18 protein-coding genes and 1 tRNA gene are annotated in these 13323 nt (G+C 61.9%); 10 read left to right on the forward strand and 9 right to left on the reverse strand.

The window, feature by feature from the left end:
- Positions 1–130 precede the first annotated feature (130 nt).
- Both WG907_RS05265 and WG907_RS05270 read left to right on the forward strand, forming a co-directional pair.
- Positions 131–988 carry a phage portal protein gene (locus WG907_RS05265; protein WP_340231842.1) on the forward strand — a complete coding sequence of 286 codons (858 nt, stop codon included), beginning with the start codon at positions 131–133 and terminating at the stop codon, positions 986–988.
- Between the two features lie 176 nt (positions 989–1164).
- Positions 1165–1977, forward strand: a complete 813-nt coding sequence (locus WG907_RS05270; protein ID WP_340231599.1) for a DNA adenine methylase — start codon at positions 1165–1167, stop codon at positions 1975–1977.
- Between the two features lie 76 nt (positions 1978–2053).
- Here WG907_RS05270 and WG907_RS05275 read toward each other — a convergent pair whose 3' ends face one another.
- The 4 genes from WG907_RS05275 to WG907_RS05290 all read right to left on the reverse strand — a co-directional run bounded on the left by WG907_RS05275 (position 2054) and on the right by WG907_RS05290 (position 6577).
- Positions 2054–2230, reverse strand: coding sequence for a hypothetical protein (locus WG907_RS05275; protein ID WP_340231600.1), 177 nt, complete (start codon positions 2228–2230; stop codon positions 2054–2056).
- A 12-nt stretch (positions 2231–2242) separates the two neighbouring features.
- Positions 2243–5359 carry a hypothetical protein gene (locus tag WG907_RS05280; RefSeq protein WP_340231601.1) on the reverse strand — a complete coding sequence of 1039 codons (3117 nt, stop codon included), beginning with the start codon at positions 5357–5359 and terminating at the stop codon, positions 2243–2245.
- Positions 5360–5532: 173 nt separating this feature from the next.
- Positions 5533–6153: a hypothetical protein gene (locus tag WG907_RS05285; protein ID WP_340231602.1), complete on the reverse strand. Its 621-nt coding sequence runs from the start codon at positions 6151–6153 to the stop codon at positions 5533–5535.
- A 181-nt stretch (positions 6154–6334) separates the two neighbouring features.
- Positions 6335–6577 (reverse strand): phage antirepressor KilAC domain-containing protein, encoded by a 243-nt coding sequence (locus tag WG907_RS05290; RefSeq protein ID WP_340231603.1) that lies wholly within the window; start codon positions 6575–6577, stop codon positions 6335–6337.
- 19 nt (positions 6578–6596) lie between these two features.
- Here WG907_RS05290 and WG907_RS05295 point away from each other — a divergent pair, with 19 nt between their 5' ends.
- Positions 6597–6818: a type II toxin-antitoxin system HicB family antitoxin gene (locus tag WG907_RS05295; RefSeq protein WP_340231604.1), complete on the forward strand. Its 222-nt coding sequence runs from the start codon at positions 6597–6599 to the stop codon at positions 6816–6818.
- Positions 6819–6868: 50 nt separating this feature from the next.
- On the forward strand, positions 6869–7177 hold the full coding sequence (locus WG907_RS05300) for a hypothetical protein (RefSeq protein WP_340231605.1): 309 nt from the start codon (positions 6869–6871) through the stop codon (positions 7175–7177).
- On the opposite strand, the gene WG907_RS05305 is transcribed toward WG907_RS05300, so the two are convergent.
- A complete protein-coding gene (locus tag WG907_RS05305) occupies positions 7164–7367 on the reverse strand; it encodes a hypothetical protein (RefSeq protein WP_340231606.1) in 204 nt (67 codons plus the stop codon). The two genes, WG907_RS05300 and WG907_RS05305, sit on opposite strands and share 14 nt — an antisense overlap.
- Positions 7368–7464: 97 nt before the next feature.
- On the opposite strand from WG907_RS05305, the gene WG907_RS05310 reads away from it, so the two are divergent.
- Together WG907_RS05310 and WG907_RS05315 are read left to right on the forward strand one after the other, a co-directional pair.
- Complete coding sequence (locus WG907_RS05310; RefSeq protein ID WP_340231607.1) at positions 7465–7695, forward strand: hypothetical protein; 231 nt, start codon at positions 7465–7467, stop codon at positions 7693–7695.
- Positions 7696–7711: 16 nt separating this feature from the next.
- Entirely contained in the window at positions 7712–8008 is a 297-nt protein-coding gene (locus WG907_RS05315; protein ID WP_340231608.1) for a hypothetical protein, read from the forward strand.
- Here WG907_RS05315 and WG907_RS05320 read toward each other — a convergent pair.
- Positions 7958–8842, reverse strand: a complete 885-nt coding sequence (locus WG907_RS05320) for a hypothetical protein (RefSeq protein WP_340231609.1) — start codon at positions 8840–8842, stop codon at positions 7958–7960. The genes WG907_RS05315 and WG907_RS05320 overlap by 51 nt on opposite strands.
- A gap of 143 nt (positions 8843–8985) precedes the next feature.
- On the opposite strand from WG907_RS05320, the gene WG907_RS05325 reads away from it, so the two are divergent.
- The 4 genes from WG907_RS05325 to WG907_RS05340 all read left to right on the forward strand — a co-directional run bounded on the left by WG907_RS05325 (position 8986) and on the right by WG907_RS05340 (position 10965).
- Positions 8986–9132 carry a hypothetical protein gene (locus WG907_RS05325; RefSeq protein WP_340231444.1) on the forward strand — a complete coding sequence of 49 codons (147 nt, stop codon included), beginning with the start codon at positions 8986–8988 and terminating at the stop codon, positions 9130–9132.
- Between the two features lie 380 nt (positions 9133–9512).
- Positions 9513–9839, forward strand: a complete 327-nt coding sequence (locus tag WG907_RS05330) for a hypothetical protein (RefSeq protein WP_340231445.1) — start codon at positions 9513–9515, stop codon at positions 9837–9839.
- Positions 9839–10135 (forward strand): helix-turn-helix domain-containing protein, encoded by a 297-nt coding sequence (locus WG907_RS05335; protein ID WP_340231843.1) that lies wholly within the window; start codon positions 9839–9841, stop codon positions 10133–10135. Before WG907_RS05330 ends, WG907_RS05335 begins: the two co-directional genes overlap by 1 nt.
- A gap of 20 nt (positions 10136–10155) precedes the next feature.
- Entirely contained in the window at positions 10156–10965 is an 810-nt protein-coding gene (locus WG907_RS05340) for a tyrosine-type recombinase/integrase (protein ID WP_340231610.1), read from the forward strand.
- A 56-nt stretch (positions 10966–11021) separates the two neighbouring features.
- On the opposite strand, the gene WG907_RS05345 is transcribed toward WG907_RS05340, so the two are convergent.
- From WG907_RS05345 to WG907_RS05355, 3 genes are all read right to left on the reverse strand, one after another.
- Positions 11022–11096 (reverse strand) — tRNA-Thr (locus tag WG907_RS05345).
- A 28-nt stretch (positions 11097–11124) separates the two neighbouring features.
- Positions 11125–11985 carry a hypothetical protein gene (locus WG907_RS05350; RefSeq protein WP_340231611.1) on the reverse strand — a complete coding sequence of 287 codons (861 nt, stop codon included), beginning with the start codon at positions 11983–11985 and terminating at the stop codon, positions 11125–11127.
- The gene (locus WG907_RS05355; protein WP_340231612.1) at positions 11982–13295 is read right to left on the reverse strand and encodes a replication-associated recombination protein A; all 1314 of its coding nucleotides are present in this window, start codon (positions 13293–13295) and stop codon (positions 11982–11984) included. Before WG907_RS05355 ends, WG907_RS05350 begins: the two co-directional genes overlap by 4 nt.
- Positions 13296–13323 lie beyond the last annotated feature (28 nt).

Below are 13323 nucleotides of genomic sequence, written 5' to 3' on the forward strand. Positions count from 1 at the left end.
TTCCGCTCCTATATTGTGAGCTTCGCCAAGCTGGTCGGCGTTGCGCTGACCGGCGACCCGATGCTGATCACGTCGGATCTGCGCCCGCCCGAGGAAGCGGCGGCCGAACTGCATTTCCTATGAACCGCCGATCCCGCTCGACGGCCTCGCGCGCGCCTTTCGCGCCAGTCCGCATCACAGCAGCGCGATCCTGCTCAAGCGCAACATCCTGGCCGCCAGCTTCAAACCGACGCCGCTGTTGTCGCGCAAGGCGTTTACGGCTGCGGCGCAGGACTATCTGGTGTTCGGGACGGCCTATTTCGAAGCGAAATATAATCGCCTGGGCGGGGTTTTGCGGCTCGAGCATAGCATGACCAAATATACGCGGCGCGGCGTGGAGGCGGGCAGCTTCTGGTGGGTGCCGGGCTTTCGCCACGAGAGTGAATTTGCGCCGGGCAGTGTCCTGCAGATCATGGCGCCCGACATTAATCAGGAGATTTACGGCCTGCCCGAATATCTCTCGGCCCTGCAATCGGCGTTGCTCAATGAGAGCGCCACACTGTTCCGCCGGCGATATTTCCTCAACGGCAGTCATGCCGGCTATATCCTTTATGCGACGGGCGACTTTGCCGAGGGCGACGTCGATGCGATGCGCGATGCGCTCAGGAAATCGAAAGGGCCGGGCAATTTCCGCAACCTGTTCGTCCACGCGCCCAGCGGCAAGGAGGGCGGCATCAAGCTGCTGCCGATCGCCGAGGTGGGGGCGAAAGACGAGTTTTTAGGAATCAAGAATACGACTCGGGACGACGTGCTGGCGGCGCACCGCGTGCCGCCGCAACTGCTTGGCATCGTGCCGCAGAACGCGGGCGGCTTTGGCAGCCTGGCGGACGCGCGCGACAGTTTCCACGAACTGGAGATCGAGCCGATCCAGGCCAAGTTTCTGGAGGTGAACGACGAACTGGGGGTCGAGGCCGTCCAGTTTCATGAACGGATCAAGGCGGCGGCCTGACCCACACTTTTTCAGCGCTTTACCGGAGCGGGCATGCTGCCCCTTTCGGGAAGCGGGGGGAACCGCGCTGCAACGCGGATCACCGACGAGGATCCTTCTCGCCACGACAAATCGGCCACCCTGTGCCGCCCCGCCCCCCATCAGGGCGGGTGTCCATATGAGAGCGAGAATCCTATATGTCTTCCACTATCGTGCGTCCTGTGTCGCCTGCCACCGGCTATATTGGCGGCAAGCGCAATCTGGCCAAGCGGCTCGTGTCGATCATCGATCAGGTGCCACATGACAGCTATGCTGAGCCCTTTGTCGGGATGGGCGGCATCTTCCTGCGCCGCACGCGCAAGCCGCGCGCCGAGGCGATCAACGACGTGTCGGGCGACGTCGCCAACTTCTTCAGGATCCTGCAGGAGCATTATCCCTATTTTCTCGACATGCTGCGGTGGCGGGTGGCGAGTCGGGCCGAGTTCGAGCGGCTGCGTGCGTTGCCGGCGGATCGGTTAACGGATCTCCAGCGGGCCGCGCGGTTCCTCTATCTGCAGCGCCTCGCCTTTGGTGGCAAGGTGCAGGGGCGGGCGTTTGGCGTCGACCGGCGGAACGGCGCGCGGTTCAATGTCACGAAGCTGGAGCCGATGCTGGCGGACATTCACGAGCGTTTGGCCGGCGTCGTGGTTGAGCAGCTGAGCTATGGCGATTTCATCCGCCGCTATGATGGCGAGGGGGCGCTGTTCTATCTCGATCCCCCTTATTGGGGGTGTGAGAAAGATTACGGCCAGGACGTATTCAGCCGCGCGGACTTCGATCAGCTGGCTGGGCAGCTTGCGGCGATGCGGGGCAGGTTCATCCTGTCCATCAACGATACGCCAGGTGCGCGCGAGACCTTCGGGCGTTTTCGCATCGCCGACGTTCGCACGACCTACACGATCGGCAGCGTCAATGGGGAGGCGGGCACGGCGCGCGAACTGATCATCAGCAACTTCGACCTGCCCGACTGACACTGCCGCGAATACTGAAGCCGCCGGCGACCTATGTTGCTGGCGGCTTCTTCATGCCCGGTGTCCAATGGGGGCATCATCGTGCCTCACCATTGATCGAGGCCACCCGATCCGCCTCAAGCCACGTCTCCATGCCGTCGACGCAGAAGCGTCCGCGATGGTCGATGGCGGTGACGAGATACGCCCCGCCGCCGCTGGTCGGGGGATAGCCGGAGGTGCCGGGTTTCAGGGTGATGCGGTCGCGGAGGTTCATGGTTGGCTCCGATCAGTGGCGCTTGGCGGTGACGGTCGGAGCCGCGCCGCTATAGGCAATGGTGAAATCTTCGTTTGGCCCCAGCTCAAGTGAGGCCTGCGCGGTTCCGCTCGGGAATACCGTCGACCCGTTATGCTTGATGTCGGTGATGCCGCTGCCGAAGATGTAAACCGTGCGCGGGGAGTGGCTGTTGGTATAGGTCCATGGCGAGGCACCTGGCGTCAGCGCGGCGATCGTACCCGGATTATAGCCGGCGACATCGGTGACCCGCGCATTCGTGCCGGTGCCGCCGTCGAACAGGCCGTAGACGGTGTTCCCATCGACACTGCCGCCGGTGATGTTGTACCAGTCCGACGCTCCTGTATCGACCGTGATACCCCGTCCGTTCGGCCCGCGACCGCCTTCGGCCCCGGCAATATGGCCAGTGATATTGAAGTGCGATGTGGCCCCGGCAGCGCGGATGCCGTGATTGACATTGCCGCTAGATGACCCGCCGAATACGCCCCAATTCTTGACGCCAACGCCGTCCACGATCAGTCCGCAATCCGCATTGCCTGGGAATACCGGAATGGAGAAATAGAGGCCGTCGACAACACCAGCACCGCTGGTTGAGACGAAGCAGCCGCTGGCACCGGCGCTCAGGCCGAACCACGGGGCTGAGAACTGCATGGAGTAAATAGCACCAGCAGGCGTTATCCGGGCACTGTTGACGGACGCGCCGCCTGTGATCGTTCCGGCACTATCGAACTTGTCGCCCACGAACGTCGGCGCGAAGAGATTATAGCCCGCAGGCACGTCTAACAGCAGGGCGTTGCCGAGCCTCGTCCAGTTGTTGCCCCGGCTATGCAGCGTATCGCCGTTGTGCGCGCGGAACCCCCAATCCGGCTGTGTGCCCGAGGCGGGGCCAGTCGCCACCACATCCTTGACGGTGCCGTTGGCGAAGTTGGAGAAATAGACCGACCCGAAGTCCGTCCCGATGAGCGGGCTGCGGAACGCGCAATCTTCGACGCAGGGGTCGACGGTGAGAGTACCCCCAAGAATCCCGGCCTGCACCGCCAGGCTATAGGTTGCGAACGCACTATGCGCGACACGGGCACCATTGCCCAGAAGATGCACCAGCGGGTTGCCAGCCGTGCGACCGCCATTGCCGACGAGTTTGAGCCCTTCGATCAGCCCGTCTGCGCCAACCGTGATCTTACCAGTCGTGGATGAGCATGTGGCGATCGAATTGACTTCGCCATCGGCAATGATGCGCCCGCCATCGGGGAGGGTGACCGAGGACCATTTATAGTTGCCGACGCCCCAGATCAACCGCGCACCCATGCCAGCGATGCCCAGCGCCGCGACAATCGCCGCTGTGCTGTCCGCGCTGCCCGTAGGATCGGCACCGGACTGTTCCGACATGCGGACTTCGCGATTGAGGATGCGCTTGATGTAGAAACCGGCAGAGGCAGGGGCATAGCTGGATGCCGGGTCCATGCCGATCATGCCGACGCCTTTGGTGGCGGTGGTTGCTGCCAGATCGGTCTTGCGCGCGTTGGGGCCCGCGTAGTTGATGCTGACTTCTTTATCGGTGCCAGTGCCGCCATCGAATACCGTCAGCGAATTGGTGAGGACGCTGGCATTGTAATGGTCGCTTGCCCCCGCTTCGATCCGCACCGCCTCGGTCTGGCGATAGGTGGCTGTGTCCGCGTCGCGCTCGCCCTTGATGTTGAGCAGGCTGAAGCCCTGCGTCCCGGCCTTGACCAGAATACCCGGCCCATCGACACTGCGGCTGCGCTGGTTGCGCTCCACAAGCGTCCCATCGAGATTGATCCCGCGACGGCCCGCGTCATTGTGGATGATGACTCCAGCACCGCCATTGCCGTAGATCTTGCCGCCTTGATAATCGAGTTGCGAGAAGCCCGGCATCACCTCCAGGCCTGCGAAATTGGCCATGCTGGTGAAACCGACATCGGCAGGGTCGTGCCCGGCCGATGCGAGCCATGTCGCTATCATTTCGAGCTGGAAACCCTGTTGCAACAGGGCAACCTGCTCGGCCGTGCTGTCGAAAAACCCGCCGATGATCGTATTGAACCAAGGCGACAGGCCGCGCGCGGAGCTGCCGCCGATACCGGTCAGGACCAGCCCATGCTTGCCAAGCGTGAGTTTCAGATCGTTTGCTTCAAGACCCTCGACGCCGCCATGCAGACGAAGCGAACCGCCCGCACCGGGACGATCAAGCGCCGATCCTGTGGCACGATAAATAACTGTGTCGATTGCTGCATCGAGGCGAATAGCCGAGCTTTCCCAGCCAAAGGCGTCAAGCCCGACCCGACATTCCTTGCCGCCTGTTAAAAGTACGGCATTCCATGCGCCCAGATTTACAATGTCGACATCGCACTGAAAGCAGTTGTTGAGCCAGACCGCGTCCGCGCCTTCTACTGGTGTGCCGTCATATTGAAGATGAAGGCCGCTCGTTTTGAAATATTCCAGCCCGTCGCCGTAGAGTATCGGGATGTTGTTGACGAGTCCGCGAATGGCCGTGGGATATTTCCCGTGAGCCGCCACCTCGACGTAATTGCTGCCTTCGATCGTGTCGGACACGGTATAAAGCGTGCCCGCGCTTTTCGAAGGGATGACAACGCGGGTCGCCCCTTTGTTGATCGCTTGCTGCAACTCCGTAGTGATATCGCTGCCGTCGATTGAAGCATCATAAGGCAGATCGGTTAGCCAGACTTCTTTGGTCAGCCGATCGCCAACGGTGCCGGAGATATAGGGCGACTGCGCGTCGAAGCCAGTCTGCCCCGCGCCGAACGATAGAATTGATGTCCGAACCCACACCTGAGACGGAGTCCCGGCCGACCGGATGAAGTTAACCTGCTCGGTGTCTGCCGCGACAGCCTCAGCAAAGTCAGCATATTCTCTTACCGTGAAAGTGCCAGCCTTCCCCGGTTCGGCCAGGATCGCGCTCAAATTTGATGTTAAAGCGGACGCCAGGTCGGATGTTGTGGCATAGCTGCTATTCGCTGGCCCGGTCGGCCCCTCGATTACACTCGGCCCGAAATTTTCTATTTCCTTATAGAGCGTCCCGCCGTGGTAAAGGCGAAGCCGGTAGAGATCGCGGGCCTCCATATAGAAGCTGTACATCCCGTCCGCGTCCGTTACCGCTTGATTGGGCGGGTCGAACGGGGTGGCGTTCTCGTCTGCATAGATTGGCGCAGGCAGTCCTGAGACTTGATACAGCGCGTTGACGACTACACCGGTTAAAGGTTGACCTGTCGAGCGGTTTACTACCGTATCGTAGGCGTGCAGCAGCGCCATTAGAAGCCGACCGCGATATAATAGCCGGAGATGGTGTAGCTCTCAGCGTTGAAGAAGGAGAAGCCGTTCGTCGCGGCGGACCCGCTCACCACGGCCGGCGTATTTCTTTGGGCCGCCGATACCAGTCCGGTGCCACTCATAACGGGGAACGAAACATTCTGGAATGGCGTACTGTAGAGCGTGTTTCCGCCCGAATTGGGGCCTATTGAAAACGTGCCCCATGCCACTTGGAAAAAGGTTGACGGGCCGATCTTGAATCGAACATGGCCAGGGTTCCCCAGCGTTGCCCCGGCAAGCACGATAGCGCCGATAGCAGCCGCTGCTTCGGTGGGATCGACACTGTTAAGGACCCCCCTCATATATGAGGTAATCCCGGCTAGCTCGATATCACCGGACGCGTTAAACGCCGGGAAGGCGTTCGCTGTACCGGTCATCGCCGTCAGGCTGCTCAATGTCTCGCTAGCCGGCTGATAACCAGCCACCGGCCGCCACTGCGCCAACTGCGCCATCATCTCGCGCAAGGCGTTATTGATGTTCCCCGCTGGACAGTTTTCGCCGATATTTATCCCGGCAATCGACGTGTTGTCGTTGGGGTTCGTGGACCAATCCGTGAAAGCCAACCTCTAATTCCTAATCCAGGCGAGAAGCGGAAGGTCCGCTGCTGTCTCGCGATGTGGGATTAGGGATGGTTGGCGCGCTGCCTATGGCAGGGGCTCAGTTCCCGACTGATGAGGCCAATGTAGCACAATCGGTGGCAGAGGGAAGGGGGAAATGGGGCGACCCGAGAGCCGCCCTGTAGGTTTATGCGGCGCGAACTGCCGGTTCAAATTCCCGCGCCAGTCGGGTCAGGCCCTTTGCCGTCACGCGAACCTGAGTTGTGGTCTTCTCTGATCCGTCCGACTTCGTGACGACCGTCGTCTTGTGCTCCAGCAAGCCCTGTTGCAGCTTGCTCTGATAGGCGATGTAGCTGTTGTCGCCCTGGCGGGTATAAATCCAGTGGTGCGAACGCAGGAACGCGAATAGCGCCTTGGGCTGGACCTGCAACGTCTTGGCGGCATCCGTTATGAGCGCACACGATTATGAAATCGATGTCCGCCCGCTGGCGGATGATCTGGGCGGCGGCTTTGTCGCAACCGTTCCCGAGCTTCCTGGCTGCATGTCCGATGGCGAAACACCGGAAGAAGCGCTCAACGGCGCTTATGATGCCGTCGAATGTTGGATTGCGGAGGCAGCGCGCCTTGGTAGGAATGTGCCAGCGCCTGCGCGCGCCCTCCGTTACGCGTAGCTTGCTGAACCTCTGATTCCCGCATAAGGGCGATTCGGGGGAGGGGATGCATGAACGATCGGCTTCAATACCGGGCTGATTTTGAAGCTATGGGCGTCGACGCCGTTCGCTCCGCTTTGACCGAGGGAAGGCTCGCTGACTTCAAGGCAAGGATGGCGCGGGGATGGCTAGCCGAGAAGGATGAGTTGGCCGCGAAAGATAGGGCAACGCGCGAGGATTCCCTGACCGAGCGCTCTGTCTCAGCGGCAGAGAAACAGGCTGCATCAGCCGCGCAGGCTAATCGCATCGCAAGGTGGGCTTTAGCGTTTTCAGGCCTCGCGCTGGCCGTATCAATCGCGTCGGTGCTTATGCAGCCCTGAGCGCCTTGCTCCGCTGCTCAACCAGGGCGTCATAATCAGCCTCGTTAGCGGGCAAGTCGTCATATCGCCGCCCCTTAAGCATGTCTCCTACTTGGCGTGCCGCTTCGAAGCGGATGCAACGCTTTTCAGCCCGGCTGACCCGTGCGTGAAGGTAAAGAGCGGTCGCGGCGGCTGCGATGAATTTCAGCATGAGTGTGTCCTTACCATGAGGTGGCTTGTCGAAAAGGGCTGGCAGGGTAGAAGGCCTGGGTGCCTAATGTCTGGTCCATCTTTGCCGCCGCTCTGGCATGACCGTCGAGGTGCACGTCAGCGCGATCAGTCCTGGTGGGGAGGTGATAGACGCTGGTAAAATCCAACTGGTCAGCGTCCCCAACGTCGGCGACGAAATCTTTCTGCGAGCGGGTCGATTTAACCACCTCACGGTCACGCGGGTTGTTCACAGCGCAGGAGGCGACGGGCAAAACAAGGAATCGCCCTTCATCACTATCGTGGGCCAATTGTTGAACCCGGCTGATTAGGGTATATCCCGTCGCAATGTCTCCAACCTTCTCCACCGTCGCCACGCTGTTCGGCTTCTCGCTTGGCGGGTTTCTCATAGCCCAATACCGGCTGTGGAAAGCGCGCAGGCGCGAAATCCCGCTGGAGTTCAACCCCAAGACAGGCGTTTGGGAGCCTGACCTCGTACTGAAACGCTGGGAGCGACGAGCCAAGATTGCGGTGTGGGCCAATCTCATCCTGTGTGTCATACTTGCTTTTCTCTGGGGAGCCATGACGCCACCTTCACTGCCCGAACAGCCAGCCGGGCAACTGCCCAGCAATGACCGCTCCTGAATTACCCGCGATCGGCTGAATAAGCCGCTGTTGCCCGCGATATTTCGCCGTCCGCCCAAGTAGTTCATCCAGCGCGTCGAGCGTGGCGGGCGTATCCGTGTTGAACAGCGTCGGGGCCATCTCGCTCGCCCGCCTGTCGGCATTGCGCAGACCGCCCAGGCGCACCCTATCTTTCAGCGCTGCGCGGCCGAACATGCCGACCGCCGTGCGAACCGGCAGCTTGCCCGACAGCACGTCAGCCCCCGCATCCAGCATATCGACGGGCAGGCCGCCCATGAAGCTTTCATCCGCGATCTGGCGCTGTGCCGTCTTGCTGTTGCCCAGGATGTCATTGGTAGAACGGGACAGGTCGCGCTCCATGTCACGCTGGCGCAACAGGCGAGTGACGCCCGGGAAGTTGTCGCCGTACATGGTGGACAGCCGCTGTTCAGCCGCTGGCGTGCCCAGAACCCCCTCGAACGGATTGGACGAATGGCGCATGTCGTTCGCCCGATCATTCAGCCCGACGCGATAGCCAAGACGTGACTGCTCCATCTCAGCCGGCGACGAGCGGGCCACGATGGCCTGAACGTCGCGTGGTGGCTGGCGCACGGCATCCTTGCCCGCCGCCAGTGCGTCGCGCAGTTCCATCGGTCCCTGATAGGCCGCGCGCGCCTGCCCATAGGCGGGGTTGAGTGTGTCCACCTCGCCCAATAACGCGCGAAGGACTCCATTTTGCGCGCGTCCCGCTTCGTTCAGATCAAGCCGGCCAGTGACGGGGTTGCGCTGCGCCTCCAAAATATCGTCCATGCCGCGCTTCACATAGTCGAGCGTCTGCGTGGTGTAGCCTGGCATAGTCGCCGCCGTTCCAACTGTTGGCTGGTCAGAAAGCGCCGTTCGGGCAGCCGAGACGATCGACAGGATGTATCGGTAGTAGCAGCGATTTTTGGGGGCGGGGGCCATCGGAATGCTGCGGGCTTTTCGGAACCGGCGTCAGCATGAACGCGCCCGCTCAGCAACAGCAGCCTCGCCAGCATCGCCAGTCGAGGGATTGGCGCATCGAGCCGTCGCCCGACAAGAAACCCGGCCATTGGGAGCAGACCCGCAACGGCTTTGAGAGAGTGGGAGGCGGGGCCAATGGCTAGATGCCGCGACTGCAAATTATACAATCTGGATGGCGTCAAGAGCGCTAGCGGAGCCGTCCTGTCTAATCGCGTCGCAAGGTGCGGATGGGTGTCGAGAGAGCAGTGGCCTGTATCGGTCACGCAGGGGATTGCGCCGCGCAGGGCGAACGGCGGGTTAATGCCACCAAATGCCGAGCACCGATGCCCATGCTTCCAGAAGGCCCTCCAGCCATGACCCCACGAAACGCCTGTGCCATGTCCGAGGAATGCGCCGGCAAGCCTGCTGATCGTGGGCTGATGTGCGAGGAGCATAGGGCGGCTGACATTGCCATGAAAGAGGCTTGCGGGTGCATCATCTGCCGGTCGGATTTAGCCGAGATCGAGCCTCGCGAGGTGACGCAATGACGATGATTGAGAAGATGGCGCGGGCGATCAATCCTCTGCCGTATCAAAGCTGGGAGTCAATGTATCATTTCTGCATCGGGCAGGGCGATAATGAAGAGACGGCGCGTGAATATGCGGACAAAACGCATGGCCCGGAAATTCTTAGGACCAAAGAGCAGGCCACCGCCGCCCTAAACGCCATGCGCGAGCCGACGCCTGAGATGGCCCAAGCGATGAAAGCCGTGTTTCTATACGGCGGGCACAATCCATATTCCGACATATCCGTGAGTTTGGCCGCAGCTTTCATTTCTGCCATCGACGCCGCTATTCAGGAGGAAGGGTGATGGGCACCGTCTACAGCGTAGCGACCCTTGCCGAGCATTGGGGTTGCGGGACAGATACCGTTTATTCGCTCATTCACGGCGGTGAGCTTAATGCCTTTCGGCTTGGTGGCCGACTGTGGCGTATCAGGGCGGACGAAGTGGAGCGATTCGAATGCCAGATTACACCCTCCAACGATATCGAAAAGTCCTCGCCATCGTCTGGAACGAGGGCGGACGACGCCACCGACATTCGCTTGGAACGGCTGATCGAGCATCGGCAGAGGCCGCAGCTCGTTCATTCTGGCAGCGGCGCTTAATAGGCGGGGAGGCTCATACCGTGGGCGAAGCAGTGCGCGCATATCTGGCAGCCAAGGCCGACATGGCATCCATCAAGCGGGCTACCGTTGCATGGAAAGCCGCCGCGCCGTTCTGGGATGCGCTGCCGATCGCGCGAGTCGATGAGACGACGCCGCAGGATTATGGCAAGCGCCGGTCGCATTGCAAGCCGATCACGATCCGCAACGAACTAGCCGTGATTCGCGCCGCCCTGAATTGGGCCGAGCGCAAGAAGTTGATCGGCAAAGCGCCGTTTATCAAAATGCCATCGTTCCCGTCGAGTAGCGTCGGCCATCTGAGCAAGGCCGAGTTCCGCCGACTGCTGGACGCGTCACAGGCCCTGCATGTGCGGCTGTTTCTCCAGTTGGCCGTCGGCACCGGCGCGCGGACGAACGCCCTGCTGGACCTCACATGGGATCGCGTCGACTTCGACCGGAACATCATCATTCTCAATCCGCATGAGCGGGTGCAGACGAGCAAATATCGCGCGACAGTGCCAATGAATGCGCAGCTTCGCGCGGCGCTGATCGAGGCGAAGGACGGTGCACTTTCCGACTTCGTGATTGAGCATGGTAGAGCAAGGGTTGGATCGATCCGAAATGGCTTTCGGGCCGCTGCAAAACGCGCCGGGCTGAAAGCGACCCCGCACATGCTCCGTCATAGCGCCGCCGTCTGGATGGCCGAAGCAAACACGCCGTTTTCTCAAATCGCGCAGTTTCTTGGCCATACCGACAGCCGAATCACGGAGCGCGTTTATTCAAGATTTAGTCCGTCATTTCTGGCGGGCGCTGCCGAGGCATTGACATGGTAGAGGTTCACAGGCACCTTAGTGCAACGTTGCTTGGAGGCGAAAAACCCCCGGAAAACTGGTGCCGGATGCAGGATTTGAACCCGCGACCTTCGGTTTACAAAACCGCTGCACTACCCCTGTGCTAATCCGGCGCGCCGTTGGGCGACACGCCCCATACTCTCACTCGATGCCGAAGGTCCAGCCCTCCGTTGCGGCAATTTGCGCGTCCAGCAATGGGGGTGACCACAAGGCGGATCGACCCGCCATTGCCCGCATCCAGGCGGCGGTGACGATGGCATCCGCGCCGTGATCGTCGGGCATCTCGCCGTCATGCGGCATGGACCCGAGCGCCATAAGCGCAGCGTTCAGCGCGGCGATGTCGCGCATCTTGGCGCGCCCCTTGGGCCGGCCGGCGGCGCGTGCGGCGATGCTGGTATAGATTTCGACCACCAGCGATCCCTCGCCCGGCAACGGATCGAACGGCCAGATCGGCACATGGGGATGAATGCGGTGGAGCAGGCGCATGCCCGCGAAGCTCGCCTTGGCGACCTGCGCCGCGCCGATCGCGTCGAACACGGTCGAAAGCTTGCCGCCGCCACCGGCATTATAATGATCTTCGCAGGTGCGCCGGTGCAGGAAACCCGCCTTCACCCCGTCCGCCTTGCCGAAATAGAAATGCCGCCGGTGTCTGACCTCCAGCAGGCTGGCCGCGCCCAGATCGGCATCGTCGCAGATCGTGTCGACATAGGCCCAAAAGGACGGCGCGTCGGCCGGCACATCATCGCCGGGCAGATAGCCCGCGCGCGCAATGAAGGGCGGCGCAAAGGTGAAATCGAAGCCGAACATGGTGGGAGCCTCCGCCGCCCGCGCGATCAGCCAGTCGGCGACGGCCGTGCGCGACCAGGGGCGGCCGTCGGGCGAGCCGATCAGGCGCGGCACCGCGTCGTCCTTCGCGCATAACGCGATCGCGATTCCCTTATGTCGCTTGCCCTTTGCGCCCGACCAGTCGATCGCGACGAAGCGGGTAAAGCCGGGCGTCAAGCCTGCCGCTCGGCCCGCAGCCGATCCCAATGGGCGAGGCGTTCGGCGATCCGCGCTTCGAAACCCCGTCCGGTGGGCGCATAAAAGGTCTGGCGCGTCATCTCCTGCGGCCAGTAATCGTCGCCGGAAAAGCCGTCTTCGGCATCATGATCATAGTGATAGCCCTTGCCATAGCCGACATCCTTCATCAGCTTGGTCGGCGCGTTCAGTATATTGGGCGGCGGCATCAGCGACCCCGTATCGCGCGCCGATTTCCAGGCCGATTTCATCGCGGCATAGGCGGCGTTGGATTTGGGCGCCGTCGCGCAATAAAGGCACGCCTGCACGATCGCCAGTTCTCCCTCGGGGCTCCCCAGAAAGTCATAGCTGTCCTTGGCCGCGAGGCACTGGACCAGCGCCTGCGGGTCTGCAAGGCCGATATCCTCGCTGGCGAAGCGGACGAGGCGGCGCAGCACATAGAGCGGCTGTTCCCCGGCGGTCAGCATGCGCGCGAGATAATAGAGCGATGCCTGCGGATCGGACCCGCGCAAGGCTTTATGGAGCGCCGAGATAAGGTTGTAATGCCCCTCGCGATCCTTGTCGTACACGGCGACCCGGCGATGCAGCAGCGCGGAAAGTCCGGCCGGGTCGAGTGGCGTCGGGATATCGATCGCATAGAGCGTCTCGACCTGATTGAGCAGGAAGCGACCATCGCCATCGGCGCTCGCGACCAGCGCTTCGCGAGCGTCCTTGTCGAGCGGGACCGGGCGTCCCGTCAGCGCCTCGGCGCGGTCGATCAGCAATTCCAGCGCCGCAGCGTCGAGCCGTCGCAAGATAAGCACCTGTGCGCGGGACAGAAGCGCCGCGTTCAGCTCGAAGCTCGGATTTTCGGTCGTCGCGCCCACCAGCGTGACCGTACCGTTCTCGACGAAGGGCAGAAAACCATCCTGCTGCGCGCGGTTGAAGCGATGGATTTCGTCCACGAACAATAATGTCCGCGCGCCGGTACGGGCATGGTCCTTTGCCGCCGCAAAGACTTTCTTCAGGTCGGCCACCCCGGAAAACACCGCCGAGATCGGCTCGAACCGCATCCCCACGGCGTCCGCCAGCAACCGGGCGATGGTCGTCTTTCCGGTGCCAGGCGGCCCCCACAGGATGATCGAGGACAGCCGCCCCGCCGCGACCATTCGTCCGATCGCGCCTTCCGCACCGGTCAGATGATCCTGCCCCACCACCTCGTCCAGCGCGCGCGGGCGCAGCCGGTCGGCGAGCGGCGCGCCTTCGGCGGCCTCCGGGGGCGACATGGTGTCGGGAGCAAAAAGATCAGCCATCCATCCGATATAGGCACGAGTACGCCAT

Source organism: Sphingobium fluminis, assembly GCF_037723805.1.
Lineage (GTDB): Bacteria > Pseudomonadota > Alphaproteobacteria > Sphingomonadales > Sphingomonadaceae > Sphingobium.

Excerpts from the sequence above, each read along its gene's own strand:
- WG907_RS05305 (WP_340231606.1), bottom strand. The coding sequence starts at position 7,367 with ATGCTGAAATTCATCGCAGCCGCCGCGACCGCTCTTTACCTTCACGCA.
- WG907_RS05310 (WP_340231607.1), top strand. The coding sequence starts at position 7,465 with ATGACCGTCGAGGTGCACGTCAGCGCGATCAGTCCTGGTGGGGAGGTG.
- WG907_RS05295 (WP_340231604.1), top strand. The coding sequence starts at position 6,597 with ATGAGCGCACACGATTATGAAATCGATGTCCGCCCGCTGGCGGATGAT.
- WG907_RS05320 (WP_340231609.1), bottom strand. The coding sequence starts at position 8,842 with ATGCCAGGCTACACCACGCAGACGCTCGACTATGTGAAGCGCGGCATG.
- WG907_RS05330 (WP_340231445.1), top strand. The coding sequence starts at position 9,513 with ATGACGATGATTGAGAAGATGGCGCGGGCGATCAATCCTCTGCCGTAT.
- WG907_RS05355 (WP_340231612.1), bottom strand. The coding sequence starts at position 13,295 with ATGGCTGATCTTTTTGCTCCCGACACCATGTCGCCCCCGGAGGCCGCC.
- WG907_RS05335 (WP_340231843.1), top strand. The coding sequence starts at position 9,839 with ATGGGCACCGTCTACAGCGTAGCGACCCTTGCCGAGCATTGGGGTTGC.
- WG907_RS05270 (WP_340231599.1), top strand. The coding sequence starts at position 1,165 with ATGTCTTCCACTATCGTGCGTCCTGTGTCGCCTGCCACCGGCTATATT.
- WG907_RS05275 (WP_340231600.1), bottom strand. The coding sequence starts at position 2,230 with ATGAACCTCCGCGACCGCATCACCCTGAAACCCGGCACCTCCGGCTAT.
- WG907_RS05280 (WP_340231601.1), bottom strand. The coding sequence starts at position 5,359 with ATGTACAGCTTCTATATGGAGGCCCGCGATCTCTACCGGCTTCGCCTT.
- WG907_RS05325 (WP_340231444.1), top strand. The coding sequence starts at position 8,986 with ATGAACGCGCCCGCTCAGCAACAGCAGCCTCGCCAGCATCGCCAGTCG.
- WG907_RS05315 (WP_340231608.1), top strand. The coding sequence starts at position 7,712 with ATGTCTCCAACCTTCTCCACCGTCGCCACGCTGTTCGGCTTCTCGCTT.
- WG907_RS05300 (WP_340231605.1), top strand. The coding sequence starts at position 6,869 with ATGAACGATCGGCTTCAATACCGGGCTGATTTTGAAGCTATGGGCGTC.